Consider the following 17,231-nt stretch of genomic DNA (forward strand, 5'->3'; position numbering starts at 1 on the left):
GGTTCCACCCATGCAACGGGCTGTAACGAGCCCGTGTCAACCCGTAGGGCGGCGCAACTCGTGGGACAACTCGGTCAGCTCGTCCCCACCGGCCATCTGGGTGACCAGCTCGTCGAGATCCACGTCGGAGCGCTGACGGTCGAGCACGGCCCGGCCCAGCTTCAGGATCACGAAGTGGTCGCCGACCAGGTACGCGTGATGCGGATTGTGGGTGATGAAAACGACCCCGAGACCCGCGTCCCGGGCAGCGGCGATGTACTTGAGCACCACCCCGGACTGCTTGACGCCGAGGGCCGCCGTCGGCTCGTCCAGGATGAGCACGCGAGCGCCGAAATACACGGCACGGGCGATCGCCACCGACTGACGCTGGCCGCCACTGAGCGTACCGATGGGCTGGTTTATGTCTTTGATCGTGATGCCCATCTTGCGCAACTCGGCGTCGGCGATCTCCTTCATCTCCCGGATCCGCAGCCGGGCGAGCGGGAAGCGGCCGCGGGTCAGCTCGGAGCCGAGGAAGAAGTTGCGCCAGACCTCCATGAGCGGCACCACCGCGAGATCCTGGTAAACGGTGGCGATGCCCAGGTCGAGGGCTTCGCGCGGCGACGAGAACGACTGTTCGGTGCCTTCGACGCGCAGCGTGCCCTCGTTGTGCGGGTGCAGGCCGGAGATGATTTTGATCAGGGTGGATTTGCCGGCGCCGTTGTCGCCGAGTACGCAGGTCACCTCGCCGGCGTCGACCCGCAGGTTGATGCCGGCGAGCGCGCGGATCGCGCCGTAACTCTTGCCGACGTCGGTCATCTCGATCAGCGCCATGGTCAGCCGGCCCTTCGCGCGGTGAAGATTCGTTTGATGTACAGGTTCACCAGCACGGCGAGTAGCAGCATCACGCCGAGGAAGGCCCTGAACCAGTTCGGATCCCAGCCGGCGTAAACGATGCCGAGGCTGGTCATCCCGAAGATGAACGCGCCGATCGCGACACCGATGACGCTGCCGAAACCGCCGGTGAGCAGGGTGCCGCCGACGACCGCGGCGATGATGTAGAGGAACTCGTTGCCGACGCCGCCACCCGCCTGCAACGTGTTGAAGCGGTAGAGCTGGTGCATGCCGACAAACCAGCCGAGGAACGAAACCCCCATGAAAAGCCCAATTTTCGTACGCACAACGGGCACCCCCGCCGCCCGGGCACTGTCCGCCGCCCCGCCCACCGCGAAGATCCAGTTCCCGGGGCGGGTCCGCTGCAGGATCCAGGTGGCGAGAGCGATGAAGACCAGCCAGAACAGCACGGTCCACCAGACGGTCACCGAACCGACAGTGAAGTTGGACGCGAACACGGCCCGCAGGCTGCTGAACCCGTCGATCGCACTGATGTCGGTGGACGACACCGAGCCGGTGACCATTTTCGTCACGCCGAGGTTGGCGCCCTGCAGCACGAAGAACGTGCCGAGCGTGATCAGGAAGCTGGGGATGCCGGTCCGCATCACCAGCCAGCCGTTGAGCAGGCCGACCGCCAGGCAGAAGATCAGCGAGAGCAGCGCGCCGATCCACAGGTTGACGCCGAGGTACCAGCAGAACATCGAGTTGACCAGGCCGGCGCTGTAGACGATCACACCGGCCGACAGGTCGAACTCGCCGCCGATCATCAGCAGCCCGACGCCGGCCGCCACGATCCCGATCACCGACGACTGGTAGAGCACCGTGAAGAACGAGTCGGCGGACCGCAGCGACGGCGCCACGGCCAGGAAGAACACGAAGATGGCGAGCGCGGCGACGAACGCGCCCACATCAGGCCGGGCGAGGATACGGTTCGACCATGTGACGCTCATGGATGAGCTGTACCGTCTCGCCGGCGTGAAGGTCAAGAGTCCGGGACCAGCAGACGCCGGTGGAAGCCCTCGGCCACGGCTGCCGCGCGGTCCGAGACCCCGAGCTTGGCGTAGATGCTCAGCAGGTGGCTCTTCACTGTCGCCTCGGTGATGAACAGCCGCTTCGCCGCCTCGCGGTTGGTGTTGCCACCGGCCACGAGTTGCAGCACCTCCAGCTCGCGCTGGCTGAGAACCTGGGGTGCGGGCGTACGCACCCGGGTGACCAGCCGCATCGCCACGGCCGGCGACAGGACCGTCTCGCCCCGGGCCGCCGCGCGGGCGCCGCGGATGAGCTCGTCGCGGGGCGCGTCCTTGAGCAGGTACCCGGTCGCGCCGGCTTCGAGGGCGGGCACCACGTTCGCGTCGTTGTCGTACGTGGTCAGCACCAGGACCCGGGCCGGGTTGCCGAGGCGGGCCAGCTCGGTGATCGCGGCGAGGCCGTCGGTGCCGGGCATCCGCAGGTCCATCAGGACGACGTCGGGGTTCAGCGCCTGCGCCATCCGGACCGCTTCCGCGCCGTCGGCGGCCTCACCCACCACGGTGAACCCGGGCACCGAGGCGAACATGCTGCTCAGGCCGTCGCGGACCACGGGATGGTCGTCGGCGATCAGCAGCCGGATCGTGGTCTCGCTCATCAGGGCTGGCTCCCGGTCGGCAGCAGGGGGATCCGGGCCGAGATGCCGGTGCCGGCGCCGGGTTCGGACTCGATCCGCAGCGTGCCGCCGTGCTCCTCGACCCGCTGCCGCATGATCGTAAGGCCGTGCCCCTCGGAACGGCCGCCCACCGCGAAGCCCGAGCCGTCGTCCAGCACGTCCAGGGCCACCTCGTCGCCGAGATAGGACAGCGTGACGCCCGCTCTGGTGGCTTCGGCGTGCTTGGCGATGTTGGCGAGCGCCTCCTGGGCGGTGCGCAGCAGGGCGAACTCGGCGTCCGGCGCGACCGGCCGGGGCGTCCCGGTCGTCGTGACCGTCACCGGCAGCCCGTGCAGCGCCGACCATCGCTCGGCTGCTTCGGAGAGTGCGCCGGTCAGGCGTACCGTCGCCAAGGTCTCCGGACGGAGAGCGTCCACCGACCGCCGGGCTTCGGTGAGGCTCTCCCGGGCCAGCCGGGTGACCGCGTCGAACGGCCGCCGCCACTCCTGCGGAACCTCATGCCGCTGCTCGGCAGCCCGCATCTGCGCGATGATGCCGGTCAGGCCCTGCGCCACGGTGTCGTGGATCTCGCGCGCCATCCGCTGCCGCTCCTGCAGGATCCCGGCCTCGCGAGCCTGGGCGAGCAGCCGGGTGTGCAGCTCGTCGTTCTCCGCGATCGACGCCGTGAGCAGCTCGTTCGCCCGCCCGAGGTCGGCCTGGACGCGTTCCTCGCGGCGCAGCACCGCCGCCATCGCCGTCATGATCAGCATGTTGATCGCGATGATCGTCGCCGTGATCGTCCACCCGGCCGCGTCGCCCTTGTCCACGCTCGACGCCTGCGCGATCCCCGCCACGACCGCGACCGCCGCCACCCCCGGCACCCGCCACGGCCAGGGCAGGAAGGCGAACGCGTAGATGTAGGCCGCGGTCGTGAAGAACCCGAACGCCGGATCCCCCAGCACCAGCAATCCGGTGAGAAGAACCAACCCCACAAACAGCACACTTCGGTACGCGCAACGCCAGGCGAACATGCCCAGCATCCACACGGCGGTCAGTCCGCACAGCAGCAGCGAGGCGACCGTAGCCCGCCCGCTGGCCGCCGTGTAGACGGTCAGCAGGCCCAGCAGCCCGTACGGAACCACTGTCACCAGCAGGCGCGGCGGCTCGCTGCTCACTGTCGCGTCCATCATCGTCACTTTAGGACCAGCGGAAGAATCGGATGGCCGCCGCCGCGCACACCACGGCATAGGCGGTGAGGACCAGCAGGGGCTGGGCGGCCGGGAAGCCACCCGCGTACGCGGCTTCGAAGGCCTGCATGCCGGCGCCGAGCGGGGTGACGTGGGCGATGTCGCGCAGCGTCGGCGGCATCTGGCTGATCGGCACCCAGAGCCCGGCGAAGAACATCAGCGGGAAGTACAGGACCGTGCCGATCGCGGTGGCCTGCGGACGGCCCGGTGCCAGGGCGGTGATGAGCAGCCCGATGGCGAGCATCGCGGCGGCGACCAGGATCCAGGCGACGAGGAACCCGGGTTGCGGCAGCCCTACGCCGAACGCCAGCCGGGCCGTGCCGAGGAAGACGATCGTGGCGACGACGGCGATGCCGAGGTTCGCGACGAGCTGGGCGGCGAGGACCCGGGCCGGGCCGATCGGGGTGGTCCGCAGGCGGCGCAGCACCCCGTTCTCCCGATATCCGGCGAGCACTGTCGGCACCGCGACCAGCGCCAGCATCGCCAGGTTGAACAGGACCAGGACCGGCACGTAGAGGTCGAAGAGGGTCAGCCCGCCGAGCGCCGGGTCGGGTTCGCGCAGCGAGGGGACGTTGCCGAGGACGACGAGCAGGACGAGCGGGAGGCCGACGCCCCAGAGCGGGCCGACCTTGTCCCGCAGCGAGAGGGTGGTCTCGGTCTTGACGAGGCGCCAGATCATGACAGTCCTTTGCGGGTCAGCTGGATGAACGCGTCTTCGAGGCTGGTCTTCTCGCCGCCCACTCGGGCGATCAGGCCTTGCGGGGTGTCGACCGTGACGACGCGGCCCGCGTCGATCAGAGCCAGGCGGTCGCAGAGGCGCTCGGCCTCCTCCATGAAGTGGGTGACCAGCACGATCGTGGTGCCGTTCTCGCGTACCCGCTTGATCAGGGCCCAGGTGTCGCGGCGGGCCTGCGGGTCGAGGCCGGTGGTGAGCTCGTCGAGGATGGCGACCTTCGGGTTGCCGATCAGTGCCAGAGCGATCGAGAGCCGTTGCTTCTGGCCGCCGGAGAGTTTTCCGTACCGTGTCCTGGCCTTGGAAGTGAGATCGAGGTCCGCCATGAGCGAGCGCCAGTCGGCGGGTGACGGATAGAAGGAGCTGTAGAGCTCCAGGGCCTCGGCGACCTGGAGGCGCTCGGGAATCTGGCCCTCCTGCAGCTGAGCGCCGAGCACCCGGGTCAGCTCCTGCCGGTCGCGCATCGGGTCGAGACCCAGGACGCTGATCGAGCCCCGGTCGGCGGCCCGGACGCCCTCGATGCACTCGACCGTGGTGGTCTTGCCGGCGCCGTTCGGGCCGAGGATGCCGAAGATCTCGCCCTCTTCGACGGTGAGCGAGACGTCGTCGACGGCGACGGTGTCCCCGTAACGCTTGTGTAGGTCACGAACTTCGATGACTGCCATGCGAAAGAGCTTTCCGGCAGCGGGCTCCGGCGGGCAGTCACCGGTGGACGGGGCGGATGCGCCATCCGGTGGGTCCGGAGAACCCACCGATCGGTGGGTTGTGGTCCGGACCGATCGGTCCGCGACAGCGGCTCAGCGTCCGGTTCTTCCTGCCGATCATGATTATGTGAACAGTGGGCCGAGCGCGAAGGTGGAGGTCACGGCACGGCGCAACGGGTTGACCGGAGCGCTGGCCGACTTCCGCGTGGGTACGAAGATCTATGCCGCGGTGCTGTGCTGCGCCGTGGTCGCCGCAGTCGTCGGTGTCGTCGGGCTGACCCGGCTGTCCACCCTCAACGACGACATCAAGGCGATGAAGACGCAGCACGTCGACAGCAGCCTCGCGTTGAGCACGCTGCGGGGTGCGGCCGGCGACGGGTTCTCGTCCCTGTTCGTCTGGGCGGTGACACCGGCGGCGCAGCGGACCGACGACACTCGCGAGGCCGTGACCACGACCGACGAGGCGACGACCGCCGCCATCGTGGCGTACCAGAAACTGGCGACCAACTCGGCGAGCCGGGAAGCCGCCGCCGCGGACGTGGCGGAGACGTTCGCCTACTTCCAGAACCTGCGGAACTACGCGCTGTTCCAGGAGACCGCGACCGGGTTCGACCCGCCGGCCGCCGACCAGGTCGTCCCACTCTGGGTCCAGACCCAGTCCGATCTGAAAACGTCGATCGTTGCCCTCCAGGAGGCCGAGGACGCCGAATCGACAGCCATGGCGACTCACGCGGAGGACGCGTACAAGTCCGCCCGTAACCAGGTGATCGGCTTCCTGATCGTCGGCCTGGTGCTCGCCCTCACACTTGGCACGTTCATCTCCCGGCTCATCGGCCGGCAGCTCGGCAGTGTCTCCCGGTCGCTCGCCGCCGTCGCCCGCGGTGATCTGACCGTCGGCGCCGAGGTGCACGCCCGTGACGAACTCGGCGCCATGGCCGTCGCCGTGAACACCGCCCGTGACAGCCTGCGCGCCATGGTCGGCCGGCTCACCACGAGCTCACAGACGCTCGGCACCAGCACCGGACGGCTCAGCCGGGCCACCGAACGCATCGGACAGTCCGCACAGGACGCCGCCACCCAGGCGAACGTGGCAACGATCGCCGCCGGCGACGTGTCCCTGAACGTGCAGACCGTCGCGGCCGGCAGCGAGCAGATGGGCGCGTCGATCCGCGAGATCGCGTCGAACGCCTCCGAGGCGGCCCGGGTCGCCAGCGAGGCCGTCGGTGTCGCCGACAGCGCCAACGCGACGGTGTCGCAGCTGGGCACGTCGAGCGCCGAGATCGGCAACGTCATCAAGACGATCACCGCGATCGCCGAGCAGACGAACCTGCTCGCCCTGAACGCGACGATCGAGGCCGCTCGGGCCGGCGAGATGGGCAAGGGCTTCGCGGTCGTCGCGTCCGAGGTGAAGGACCTGGCCCAGGAGACGGCCCGGGCCACCGAGGACATCGCCCGGCGGGTCGAGGCGATCCAAGCGGACAGTTCGAACGCGGTGGCCGCGATCGGCGAGATCTCGTCGATCATCGCCCGGATCAGCGATTACCAGACGACGATCGCGTCGGCGGTCGAGGAGCAGACGGCGACGACGGGCGAGATGGCCCGCAGCGTCGGCGACGCGGCCCAGGGCACATCAGCGATCGCGGGCAACATCGACGGGGTGGCCACGGCGGCACAGACGACGACGGCAGCCCTGGACGAGGCCAACGAGACAGCAACCGAGCTGGCGGGCATCGCGGCGGAGCTCCAGACGGTGGTCTCCCAGTTCCGCGTGTAATTACGCGGCCGCTCCGAGGCAGCGTGCCGGCTTCGGGTCGGCTCCGCACATGCCGGCTCCGCACATGTCAGCTCCGGACCTGCCAGCTCCGCACCGGTCGGCTCCGGACATGTCGGCTCCGCACCGGTCGGCTCCGGACATGTCGGCTCCGCACCCGAACTCGACACACACGTGCCATCGCCGGAACCGTGTCGAATTCAGGCGCCGAACGAACCGAAAGTCGACACGCACGCAGGGAGCCACCCGCCCGCGTCGACGTGAGGTCCGACTTAGCGGCCCACGACCGTAAGCACAAGCCGCCCCTGACCGGCTCGCGCTTGCGGTCGCGTTTCCGCCCCCTGCACGACCACAAGCACAAGCCGACCGTGACCGGTTCGCGCTTGGGGTCGCATTCTCGGCCCTCGCACGACCACGAGCGCGAGCCGGGCGGGCAGCGATCTCGCTTGACGTGGCTACAACCCGCGCTGCGGGAGGCACGCGGTCGGCCGCTACCAGCCGGCGTCGATAGCTAGTCGACCAGCAGTCGCGCTGTGGGCGCAGCTCGCCTAGATCTTGAGGAGAGATCCGCTCCCGGTTGCCTCGGTCGCCGTGGTCGCCGCGGTCGCCTCGGTTCGACCTTGGTCGGCTGGCTGTTGCGGTTGTTTCAGTGATCGCGAGGCAGCCGTCAGTGCCGGCCAGCCACGATCCGGCGCCCGCAACCCGCGTCGGCCCTGTCGAGGCGTACCCCAGAAAGGGGCCGGCGAGGCGTACCCCGGAAAGGAGCGTGAGCGGAACCGCTCAGGGTGACTCGGTGAGGGTTGCCAGGTTGTCGAGGGCCATCCGGGTGCCGGCCTCGTTGTCGGCGGGCGGGATGGCGTCGGGGACGCCCTCGTGGAGCATGGTCACCTCGGTGTCAGCGCCCGCGTCCACCAGGGTCGTGGTGATCGTCATGATGCCGCGCATCGATTCGTCGCCGGTTTCGAACTCCAGGGTCTCGACCACCTGCTCGTCGGGCACAAGCCTGACAAAGTGCCCGCGGTATGTGTCCGTTGAAAAACCAGATTTCCCGACACCGTCGGAAAAATCGTAAGTGAGCGACACTCGGAAAGCACCGCCCTCCCGCGCGTCGAATTCGTGGACCACACTCGTCATCCCGACCGGGACCCGCCAGCGGGCGATCGCGTCCGCCGAAAGAAGGGCGGAGTAGATCGACGCCCGCGGGGCACTGATACGACGAGACACCTGCGTCGAGTACATGGACGTCAGGATAGTTGTGGTCGCGATCACTCGAATGAGTGGTTTGCGGTACCACTGTGGCTGGGCAGTAGGGGAGCCACGATCACGGGGCACCGTCACTCCCGCCCCGCGACGAAGCCGAACTACGAGGAGACGAGCATGACCGTCGCCGTTGAAACCGCTGCCGTCGTCGAGGCGCCGACAAAAGCTGTCGACTCCTCCGCGAGCACCGACCGTGCCAGCGAACTGATCAACGCGATGGCGGCCCTGCCCGCCGGACACCCTTCGCGCGCCGCTCTGCGGGACCGGGCCATCGAGGCCTGGCTGCCGCTCGCCCGGCACCTGTCCAACCGGTACGCGAACCGGGGCGAGCCCCGCGACGACCTCTACCAGGTTGCCATCGTCGGTCTGATCAAGGCGACCGACCGGTTCGAGCCGGACCGCGGCGTGGACTTCGCCGGCTTCGCGATCCCGACGATCGTCGGCGAGCTGAAGCGGCACTTCCGGGACAAGACCTGGTCGGTACGCGTACCGCGCCGCCTGCAGGAGCTGCGCCTGGCGATCACGGCGGCGAACAGCTCGCTGAGCCACACGCTGGGCCGCTCCCCCACGGTCACCGACATCGCCGAGCACCTGAAGATCACCGAGGACGAGGTTCTCGAGGGTCTTGAGGGCGCCCGGGCGTACAACTCGACAAGCCTCTCCACCCCGGTGGCGGACAGCGGCACCGAGCTGGGCGAGACCCTCGGTGGCCTGGACGCCGAGTTCGAGGTCGCCGAGCTGCGTGTCGCGCTGGGCCCGGCGCTGGCCCGCCTGGACGAGCGCGAGCAGAAGATCGTCAGCCTGCGCTTCTACGGCAACCTCACCCAGACGCAGATCGCCGAGCAGGTCGGTGTCTCGCAGATGCACGTGTCGCGGCTGCTCACCCGGGCGCTGACGAAGCTGCGTCGCGAGCTCGACTCGGTGGCCTGATAAAAGTAAATCGTAAAAAAAACTGACAAAGGCGCCATCCCCACCGGGATGGCGCCTTTGTCGCACATGGATTGATCAACTTCTCGTTCGGGTAGATCAACAACCATGAAATACTGGATAGACGCCGCCTGGGAACGATTACGCCGCGGCGGCCGGCCTGCCCTGATCACCGCCGGCGCCGCCACCGTCGCCTGGCTCCTGGCCGCCGACGTCATCGGCCACCCCGACCCGATCTTCGCCCCGACCGCCGTCCTCGTCGTCCTCGGCGAGTCCCGGGGCCGCCGGCTTCGCCAGACCACCGAGATCGTCCTCGGCGTGGCAGCCGGGATCCTGATCGCCGAGCTCACCGTCCTCGCCCTCGGTCCCGGCGCGCTCACGCTCTTCATCGTCCTGCTGCTCACCATCGGCCCGATGATCGTGGCCGGCGCGAGCAGCACCCTCGTCGGCCAGGCCTCGCTGTCCGCGCTCTACCTGGTCGTCGTCGCGGCACCGCAGGGCCAGTTGATCCCGTTCCGGTTCATCGACGCGCTGATCGGCGGCGCGATCGCGATCGCGGCGAGTCAGCTCACCGTGGCACGCCGGCCGCTCGCGCCGCTGGTGGCCACGGCCCGGCAGACGTACGCCGACGTGGCTGATCTGCTCGGTGACCTCAACGACGCGCTGGAGACCAGCGACGAGCCGGCCGCCGAGGACGTGCTCGAACGGGCGCATCGGCTGCACGACTGTGCGGACCATCTGCGTACCGAAGTGGAAGCCGCCGCCGAGACGGTGAGATTGCGCATCCGCCGCCGCAGGCGGCTCGACCAGCTGCGCGACGTCGAGCAGACCGCGCACCAGCTCGACCACGTGGTCCGCAACGTCGGGATGCTGGCCCGCCACGCGGCGGCGGCGATCCGGCTGAACACCGTCACGCCGCCCGACCTGCGGCGCGCGATCGAGGCGCTGAGCGACGCGGTCCGCGCGGCCGGGGAATCCCTCGCCACCGATCTGACCGGCGGCGATCCGGACCGGCACGCCGGGCAGGCCGACGCCGATGCCCTGGACGCGGTCCGGATCGCCGGGAAGCTTCTCGAATCAGGCCCGTCGCCGACGCTCACTCTCGTCATCGGCCAGATCCGGACGGCAGCCGTCGATCTGCTGCGCGGCGTGGGCCAGGATGACGCCGACGTCCTCAGCAGGGTGGATGAGGCCTTCGGATGGGGTCACGATTAGGCCTGCCTGTTTACTGGGATTTGCCCAGGGCATACTGTTGCCCTCATACAACTGTTTCAAGGAAGGACGGCCCTGGTGCCTGCTATTCGGACGCTGTCGGTTCTCATCGTCGACGATGACGACGCCGATAGCCTGATCATCGAAGAGGCCCTAGAGGCGAGCCCGATGGCTCCGGTGATCCACCGTGTCGCGGACGGCGTCCAGGCCCTCGAATACCTCCGTGGCGCGGGCACGAAGCGCCCCGACCTGATCCTGCTCGACCTCAACATGCCGCGGATGGGCGGCCGCGAGGTCCTCGCCGAGATCAAGAACGACGCGGACCTCAAGACGATCCCGGTCGTGGTCCTGACCACCTCGCAGGCCGAGCTCGACGTGATGGCCAGCTACAACCACCACGCCAACGCCTTCGTCACGAAGCCGCTGGAGCTCGAGGCCTTCGAGAACGCGGTCCGCCAGATCAACCGTTTCTACGGCGACATCGCGGTCCTGCCCTAAGAGCCACTTTCTTGGGTACGCACGAAGCACAGCGATGGCCGGGCTCCTGGAGCCCGGCCATCAGCGTTTTCTGGTCTGTTCCGGTCAGACCGTGGCGAGAACCGGCTGCTCGGCGACAGGCGCCGCGGTCCGGCGGACCCGCTGAGCTCCGATCACGCACAGCACCAGCCCGGCAATGACCCACCCCGCCAGCACGATGATCGAGTGGGCGGCGCCGTTGCCGTCGAAGAACGCTGTCGACCGCAGCAACTGGCCCCCGGCACCCGGCGGCAGCAGCTGGCCGAGGGCACCGGACCAGCCGGGCAGCATCTCCGGCGCCGACGCGCTGCCGGACAGCGGGTTGCCGACCAGCATCATGGTGGCCGCGCCGACGCCGAACCCGACGTACCCGAACAGCGACTCCAGGCCCAGGATCGTCAGCGACGTCGCCGCCACGGTCAGCGCGATGGCACCGGCGTTCGCGAGGTACGTACCGTCGATCGACCCGAACCAGAACTGCAGGATCGCCGCCATCGCCAGGCCACCGGTGACCGCGAAGGCCAGCGCCCCGACGACCCGGCGGGCGCTGCCCCGGACCAGCCGGGTGAGCAGGACGGCGGCGAGCATGCCACCGATGACCAGCGGCAACGCGCCGGCGGCGAGGCCGGCGCCGCGCGGGTCGTCGGCGGGCAGGCTGACGATGTCCCGGACCGCGACGGCCGGGGCGACGCCGTCCGCCTGTGCCTGGCTCAGCGCGGTGCCGACACCCTGCAGGGTCTGCGCGATCGCCACGCCGGCCGCCGAGGCGGTCAGGACCTGCGGTGTGCCGGTGCTGACGTCGATCGCGCCGTACACCTCGCGGTCGCGGATCAGCTGCTCGGCGGCCGCGGTGTCCGCCACCACGGTGATGTCGAACGCGTCCGGCAGCCGCTGCGACAGTGCGGCGCTGACCTGCTGGACCGCGGCGGCGGGACCGGCGATCGCGATCGGCACGTCGTGCACCGACGACCGCACGGACGGCCAGGCGAACGCGGTCAGCAGCACACTGATGATCAGTGTGAGCAGGACGACGGCCCGGGTCACGACCGACCAGGGCGACGAGACCGACGCGTCGTCGGTGAGCGGGGCCTGTGAGACCATGATGAACTCCCTAAGAGAACGACTGTTCGTTTTAAACTGTGCACAGGCTTGGCGCGACTTGTCAAGAATGAACGTTCGCTTTAGATTCGAGACATGCCCCGAGCAGCGACGAAAGATCAGGCGATGGCTTCTCGCGCCGAAACACATGTCGTGACCGCGTCGCTCGACACTCCACGCCCCGCCGGCCGCGCCACCGGCCGCCGCCGCTGGTTCCGGCGCGGTGCGGTGCTCGCGGTGATCGTCCTGTTCGCCGTCGAGCTGGTCATCGGCTGGCCGTCGCTCTCCTCCGCCGTCGGCCAGCTCAAGGCCCCGGACCCGCGCTGGCTCGCCGGCGCGGTCGTCGCCGAGCTGATGGCCATGGGCATGTACGCCCGCATGCAGCACACCCTGCTGCGCTCGGCCGGCCTGCGCGTGCCGCTGTACCGCAGCGTCGCCCTCGCGTACGCCGCGCACTCCCTCAACGAGACCCTGCCCGGCGGCCCGGCGTTCTCCACCAGCTTCAACTACCAGCAGATGCGCCGCTTCGGCGCCACCCCGGCCGTCGCCTCCTGGTGCATCGCCCTGTCCGGCATCCTTTCCACGACGGCCCTCGCGGTGGTCACCGCAGGCGGCGCGCTCGCCTCCGACGGCACACCCCATTGGTACGGCCTGACGGCGCTGGCCGCCGTGATCGTGCTCCTGGTCGTCGGCGCCCAGCGGGTCAGCCGCAACCCGTCCGTACTCGACCCGGCAGCCCGCGCGATCCTGTCCCTGGTCAACCGCCTCCGCCGCCGCCCCGCCGAGGCGGGCCTCGACCACGTACGGAGTTTCGTCGGCCAGCTCGGCGCCGCCCGCCTGACCCCGGGCCGAGGACTCGCGGCCGCCGTCTTCGCCGTCCTGAACTGGGGCCTCGACGCCGTCTGCCTGTGGATGTGCGTCCGCGCCGTCAGCAACGAGGAGATCAACGCCACCCAGCTGCTGCTCGCGTTCTGCGCCGGGATGGCAGCCGGAACGGTGACGATCATCCCCGGCGGCCTCGGCATCATCGACAGCGCGCTGATCCTCGGCCTGGTCACGGGCGGGATCGCCACCTCGACGGCGATCGCCGCGGTGGTCCTCTACCGGATCATCAGCTTCGGCTTCATCATCGGCGTCGGCTGGATCTCCTGGCTGATCATGCGGCGCCGCCACCGCATCTACCTGGCGGCCCGCGCCCAGGTGTCGTGACGGCGACTCACCCCTTGTCCCCGGCGGAGCTTGAGTCGAGCCACATCGTCGCCAGCCGACCGGCCACCGATCCCGGCTCGGGTCCCGGCACGGACCCGGGCTCGAATCCTGGCCCGGGTTCCGGTTCCGGCCCGGACACGGTTCCCGTCCCCGCGCCGGTGACGCCGACCGAGACCGAGCGACTCAGCTCGACCAGCTCCCCAACGGCCTCGCCGCGGCCGCCGTTGCCGAAACACGCCACCATCTCCGTGGGTGGTGTCCGGCTCGACAACAGCATCCCGAGCAGCAACACCTGCGTGACGTTCCTGAACACCGCATTGAATCAGCCGGTGCGTGCCGCCGGCGTCGTGGTCACCGACGGGCCGGACTACATCGTGGTCGACGACAGCGAATGCCGGATCCCCAGCCTGCTCCCGCATCCGTTCCGGTCCTGCGACGACGCGGTGCTGGAGCCCGGCGGCCCCGGCTGTGACACCGGCATCGGACTCGATCCGGACGGCCCGCCGGAGGCCAGCGGTCCGGACGCCGTCCAGCGCGACGCGACGATCCGGCTCACCCTTGAGGCCACCTGCACATCCCGCGAAGGCCCGCCGTGCTCATCGCTGGACGACAGCTTCTCGCCGACGGTGACCGCACCGATCGAGGTCTCCTGGACCGACGGCGGCCGGGAACGCACCGTCTTCGTGCGGGAACAGCAGCCCTCACCGGAGACTCATTCAAGTAGGTGAGTGAACTGTCGGTCCGCTGACTCACGGCTTGTCCTCCGGCCGCACCGCGCGCAGGATGCCGGGTGCCTCGCGCCACACCGGCGCTCCCACCCGGAGGGAACCCCGTCCCATGTGGCGCCCCCAGCTCAAGATCGTGGCATTGGCCGCTCTGCCGGTGCTGCTGCTCACCGGCGGGGTGACCTACCTGCTGCGGATGTCGTCCACGACCGGCGTCGCGATCTCCTCGCCGTCGGCCGCGGCGGTCCTCGGATCCGCCGCCGCATCAAGCGGCGAACCCGGAGAACCCGGCGGGCCTGCCGGAACCGCCGCACCCGTCGGAAGCGCCGGAAGCGCCGGCCCGGGAACCGCTCCCGGCACCAGCGCATCCCCCGGCACGTCCACGAGCCACTCCCCAGGCTCAGCGCCGGGCTCCACTGCGGGCGCGGCTCCGGGCACCACCATCGGCACGTCACCAGGCACGTCACCAGGACAGACTCCCGCCGCACCCGGGCAGTCCCCGTCGCCGGTCAACCCGCCCAAGCCGGAACGCGCCACCATCACCGTCGGCGGTGTCCGCCTCGACAACTCGGTGCCGAACGACGACCGCTGCCTCACCTTCACCAACACCGGATTCGACCAGCCCGTCCGCGTCGTCGGCGCCGATGTGCCGGACGGCCCCGCGTTCATGATCGCGAGCGAGAGCGAACGCTGCCAGGACCCGGACCTGCTCGGCCACTCGTTCCGCTCCTGCGACGGCGCGACGCTGCAGCCCGGCGGCACCGGCTGCGACTCCGGCGTGGGCGTGCGTCCCGGCGGCCCACCGGAATCGGACGGCGGCCTGAAAGCCGTGCTCTACACCGGCACCCTCCAGCTGACGCTGCGGGCCACCTGCACCTCCCGCACCGGCCAGCCGTGCGCGTCGCTGCCGGCCCGGTTCGCGCCGTCGGCGGCGGCGCCGGTCGAGGTCACGTGGACCGATCCGGGGCGTACCCGATCCCTCCTCGTGGACGAGGAACCCCCGAGCCCCTCCCCCAATGGCGGCTGAGCCGCAGCCCACCGGGTTCCTCACGCACGCCCGGGAACTCGCGAACATCGTCGCGCCGGTCACCCTGGTCACCGCGCTCCTGCTTTACTTCGGCTACATCGGTACGCGCGCCCGCCTCGAATACTTCGGCGTCTACCTCGACATGACCGGCCTGTCGAACCAGGACCTGGTGATGTCCGGCCTCGAGGTGGTCTACTTCCCGGCCGCGATGATCTTCCTGGCGCTGCTGGCCGGCGCCCTGATGCACGGCGTCGTCACCTGGCTGCTCTCCGCACCGCAGCGCGACCGGGAGACCCTGGTGTTCGCCGCTGTCGTCGTCACCCTCGGCGTCCTGGCGATCGGCCGCGCGCTGATCGGCCTGTTCAACGTCGAGGTCTCCCGCGTGGAGACGCCCGGCACGACACCCCTGGCCCTGGCACTGGGTCCCCTGCTGCTGGCGTACGGCACCTGGATCGGCTGGCGCGTCGTGCACCGCCAGGCCGCCCCCGGCTCCCGCCTGCTGACCTGGCACGCCAGCCCACCGATGCGTCAGGTCCGCCTGGTGGCCCTGGCCGCGGTGGCCGGCCTGCTGGTGGTCGGCCTGTTCTGGGCCGCGAACAGCTTCGCCTGGGCCTTCGGCACCGGCCGCGCGTACGAGGAAGCCGGCAACCTGGCCAGCCGTCCGGAACTGATCATCGACACGAAGGAACGCCTGACCGAACCCCCGGCCGGCGTGACCGAAACCCCACTCACCAACGAGGGCTTCACGTATCGCTACACCGGCCTGCGCCTGCTCATCGAAGCCGACGGCCGCCTGTACCTGGTCCCGGCGCCGTGGACAGCCACCAGTAAGACCCTCGTCCTCCCCTTCGACGACGAGATCCGCGTCCAGCTGCTCCCCTGAACGCCGGTGGCCGCTATCGGGGCAGCTTCGCGGCCGCCGCCACCCGGTTTCGCCACTCACGCCGGATGGCGAGCAACTCCGAACGGTGCTTCTCTTTCCAGGCGTCGAGTCGCTGGTCGACCAGCCGCATCGCAGCGGTGTACGCGGGGCGCCGGCAGTCCACGTCGGCAGCGAAGATCGCCTTCATCTCGGCCAGCCCGCGCCGCCATTCCGGGCTGTCCGGTACGCCCTCGAACCTCCACGCGAACAGGAAGTCCGAGCGGTCGTCGCCGACGTCATAGCCGTGGCGGCTCCTCATGCAATCGTCGTACCCTCGCCAGGCGTCGACGACCGTCCGGTCCCGATAGACCGGCGCCAGCATGTCCTCGAAGGCGGCGAGCTCATAGGCGCCGGCAGGCGGATCGACATCGAGATATGACCGGTACTCGTACGGGCTCCTGCATCCGTTGAGGACACCCACGTCCTCGGGCCTGACCGGCACGTCATCGGTGACACCCGCCTGCCGCAGATGCACCCCCGCGTACTCGTTCAGCTCAAACCGGCGGGTACCCGCGGTCAAGGAGTCGACGATCGTCGCCCGGCCATTGCCGTAACCAAGATCAGCGTCGGTGAAATCGCGATAGAAATCGGCGTACGGCAGCTTGTTGTAGGGACGGCCGTGAGCACGCATGCACTCCGCGGTGCCGCCTTCGACACGGTGATAGTTCAGCAGCTGCGTGGCCCGCAACTCCGCCAGGTCGCCGGCGATGCTGATGTGCAGAGCGTCAAGACGCGCAGCCGCGGCCACCAGGTCAAACCGCGACTCCCCCGCACCCCGGGGCGGCGCCGCAGGCGCGCTCCCACCAGCAAGCACCAGAATCCACGACACCACCGCCACCAGCCGAGACTTCACGACGGGTCAACGAACCAGAGCGCGCGCCGGATACGTCGCCTCACCGTGCCGGCGGAAGAGGCGACTCGGTATTGTCATTCTTGAAAGCTTTCGGTGTGCGCAGGTTCGCGATCATCGCGTTTATTCCACAACATTTCTTAATGTGAAGATCGGGCAAATGCCGTCGGTGATACCGGCGAGGCCGCGGACAATGGAGGCATGGCGCAGCAGCTTTCCTTGTTCCCGACCAGGCATCTCCGGGATCGGACGCTGCGCCGCAATTATTCGGCATCGGCCGAGGAGTTCCGGCGGGAGCACGAGCGGCACCGGTCCTGGGGTCTCACACAACGGCACGCCCGGCGACTGCACCAGTTACGAGACCAGGGCAACAGCGCTCCCGCGGCGATTTCCGGGCTCCCTTCACCCGTCGGCGATGCTTGTCCACCAGGGCCTCCCGCCGAAACGCCACGTAGCAAGACAGACCAGGGCGTGTCGCCCACGACGGCCCCAACGGTGACGCCCGGGCCGACACCAATGGTGACGCCCGGGCCAGC

The 17,231-nt window shown here is 69.5% G+C and carries 16 protein-coding genes and 1 pseudogene; 8 read left to right on the forward strand and 9 right to left on the reverse strand.

Going from position 1 to position 17,231, the window contains the following annotated elements; genetic code table 11:
* Positions 1-36: 36 nt before the first annotated feature.
* From B0I29_RS30495 to B0I29_RS30520, 6 genes and pseudogenes are all read right to left on the reverse strand, one after another.
* Positions 37-813, reverse strand: a complete 777-nt coding sequence (locus tag B0I29_RS30495) for an ATP-binding cassette domain-containing protein (RefSeq protein WP_111652566.1) — start codon at positions 811-813, stop codon at positions 37-39.
* A 2-nt stretch (positions 814-815) separates the two neighbouring features.
* Entirely contained in the window at positions 816-1,823 is a 1,008-nt protein-coding gene (locus B0I29_RS30500; protein WP_111652567.1) for an ABC transporter permease, read from the reverse strand.
* 32 nt (positions 1,824-1,855) lie between these two features.
* Positions 1,856-2,497 carry a response regulator gene (locus tag B0I29_RS30505; protein WP_111652568.1) on the reverse strand — a complete coding sequence of 214 codons (642 nt, stop codon included), beginning with the start codon at positions 2,495-2,497 and terminating at the stop codon, positions 1,856-1,858.
* Positions 2,497-3,681: a sensor histidine kinase gene (locus B0I29_RS30510; protein WP_111652653.1), complete on the reverse strand. Its 1,185-nt coding sequence runs from the start codon at positions 3,679-3,681 to the stop codon at positions 2,497-2,499. Before B0I29_RS30510 ends, B0I29_RS30505 begins: the two co-directional genes overlap by 1 nt.
* 10 nt (positions 3,682-3,691) lie before the next feature.
* Positions 3,692-4,420 carry an ABC transporter permease gene (locus B0I29_RS30515; RefSeq protein WP_111652569.1) on the reverse strand — a complete coding sequence of 243 codons (729 nt, stop codon included), beginning with the start codon at positions 4,418-4,420 and terminating at the stop codon, positions 3,692-3,694.
* A gap of 50 nt (positions 4,421-4,470) precedes the next feature.
* Positions 4,471-5,139, reverse strand: a pseudogene (locus tag B0I29_RS30520) (ABC transporter ATP-binding protein); the annotation flags it as partial.
* A gap of 166 nt (positions 5,140-5,305) precedes the next feature.
* On the opposite strand from B0I29_RS30520, the gene B0I29_RS30525 reads away from it, so the two are divergent.
* Positions 5,306-6,952, forward strand: a complete 1,647-nt coding sequence (locus B0I29_RS30525; RefSeq protein WP_245972831.1) for a methyl-accepting chemotaxis protein — start codon at positions 5,306-5,308, stop codon at positions 6,950-6,952.
* A 777-nt stretch (positions 6,953-7,729) separates the two neighbouring features.
* Here the strand turns inward: B0I29_RS30525 and B0I29_RS30530 are convergent.
* Positions 7,730-8,188, reverse strand: a complete 459-nt coding sequence (locus B0I29_RS30530) for an SRPBCC domain-containing protein (protein ID WP_111652571.1) — start codon at positions 8,186-8,188, stop codon at positions 7,730-7,732.
* Between the two features lie 138 nt (positions 8,189-8,326).
* Between B0I29_RS30530 and B0I29_RS30535 the strand changes: the two genes are divergently transcribed.
* From B0I29_RS30535 to B0I29_RS30545, 3 genes are all read left to right on the forward strand, one after another.
* A complete protein-coding gene (locus B0I29_RS30535) occupies positions 8,327-9,139 on the forward strand; it encodes an RNA polymerase sigma factor SigF (protein ID WP_111652572.1) in 813 nt (270 codons plus the stop codon).
* A 105-nt stretch (positions 9,140-9,244) separates the two neighbouring features.
* Positions 9,245-10,351 carry an FUSC family protein gene (locus tag B0I29_RS30540; protein WP_111652573.1) on the forward strand — a complete coding sequence of 369 codons (1,107 nt, stop codon included), beginning with the start codon at positions 9,245-9,247 and terminating at the stop codon, positions 10,349-10,351.
* Positions 10,352-10,435: 84 nt separating this feature from the next.
* Positions 10,436-10,846, forward strand: coding sequence for a response regulator (locus tag B0I29_RS30545; RefSeq protein WP_111652655.1), 411 nt, complete (start codon positions 10,436-10,438; stop codon positions 10,844-10,846).
* A gap of 84 nt (positions 10,847-10,930) precedes the next feature.
* On the opposite strand, the gene B0I29_RS30550 is transcribed toward B0I29_RS30545, so the two are convergent.
* Entirely contained in the window at positions 10,931-11,965 is a 1,035-nt protein-coding gene (locus B0I29_RS30550) for a hypothetical protein (RefSeq protein ID WP_111652574.1), read from the reverse strand.
* A 93-nt stretch (positions 11,966-12,058) separates the two neighbouring features.
* Here B0I29_RS30550 and B0I29_RS30555 point away from each other — a divergent pair, with 93 nt between their 5' ends.
* From B0I29_RS30555 to B0I29_RS30570, 4 genes are all read left to right on the forward strand, one after another.
* A complete protein-coding gene (locus tag B0I29_RS30555) occupies positions 12,059-13,171 on the forward strand; it encodes a lysylphosphatidylglycerol synthase transmembrane domain-containing protein (protein ID WP_245972833.1) in 1,113 nt (370 codons plus the stop codon).
* Between the two features lie 158 nt (positions 13,172-13,329).
* A complete protein-coding gene (locus B0I29_RS30560; protein WP_146616925.1) occupies positions 13,330-13,899 on the forward strand; it encodes a hypothetical protein in 570 nt (189 codons plus the stop codon).
* Positions 13,900-14,008: 109 nt separating this feature from the next.
* A complete protein-coding gene (locus B0I29_RS30565; RefSeq protein WP_111652577.1) occupies positions 14,009-14,923 on the forward strand; it encodes a hypothetical protein in 915 nt (304 codons plus the stop codon).
* Positions 14,913-15,806 (forward strand): hypothetical protein, encoded by an 894-nt coding sequence (locus B0I29_RS30570; RefSeq protein WP_111652578.1) that lies wholly within the window; start codon positions 14,913-14,915, stop codon positions 15,804-15,806. The genes B0I29_RS30565 and B0I29_RS30570 overlap by 11 nt, the downstream gene beginning before the upstream one ends.
* Positions 15,807-15,819: 13 nt before the next feature.
* On the opposite strand, the gene B0I29_RS30575 is transcribed toward B0I29_RS30570, so the two are convergent.
* The gene (locus tag B0I29_RS30575; RefSeq protein WP_146616926.1) at positions 15,820-16,698 is read right to left on the reverse strand and encodes a hypothetical protein; all 879 of its coding nucleotides are present in this window, start codon (positions 16,696-16,698) and stop codon (positions 15,820-15,822) included.
* Positions 16,699-17,231 lie beyond the last annotated feature (533 nt).

Source organism: Actinoplanes lutulentus, from assembly GCF_003259845.1.
Classification (GTDB): domain Bacteria; phylum Actinomycetota; class Actinomycetes; order Mycobacteriales; family Micromonosporaceae; genus Actinoplanes; species Actinoplanes lutulentus.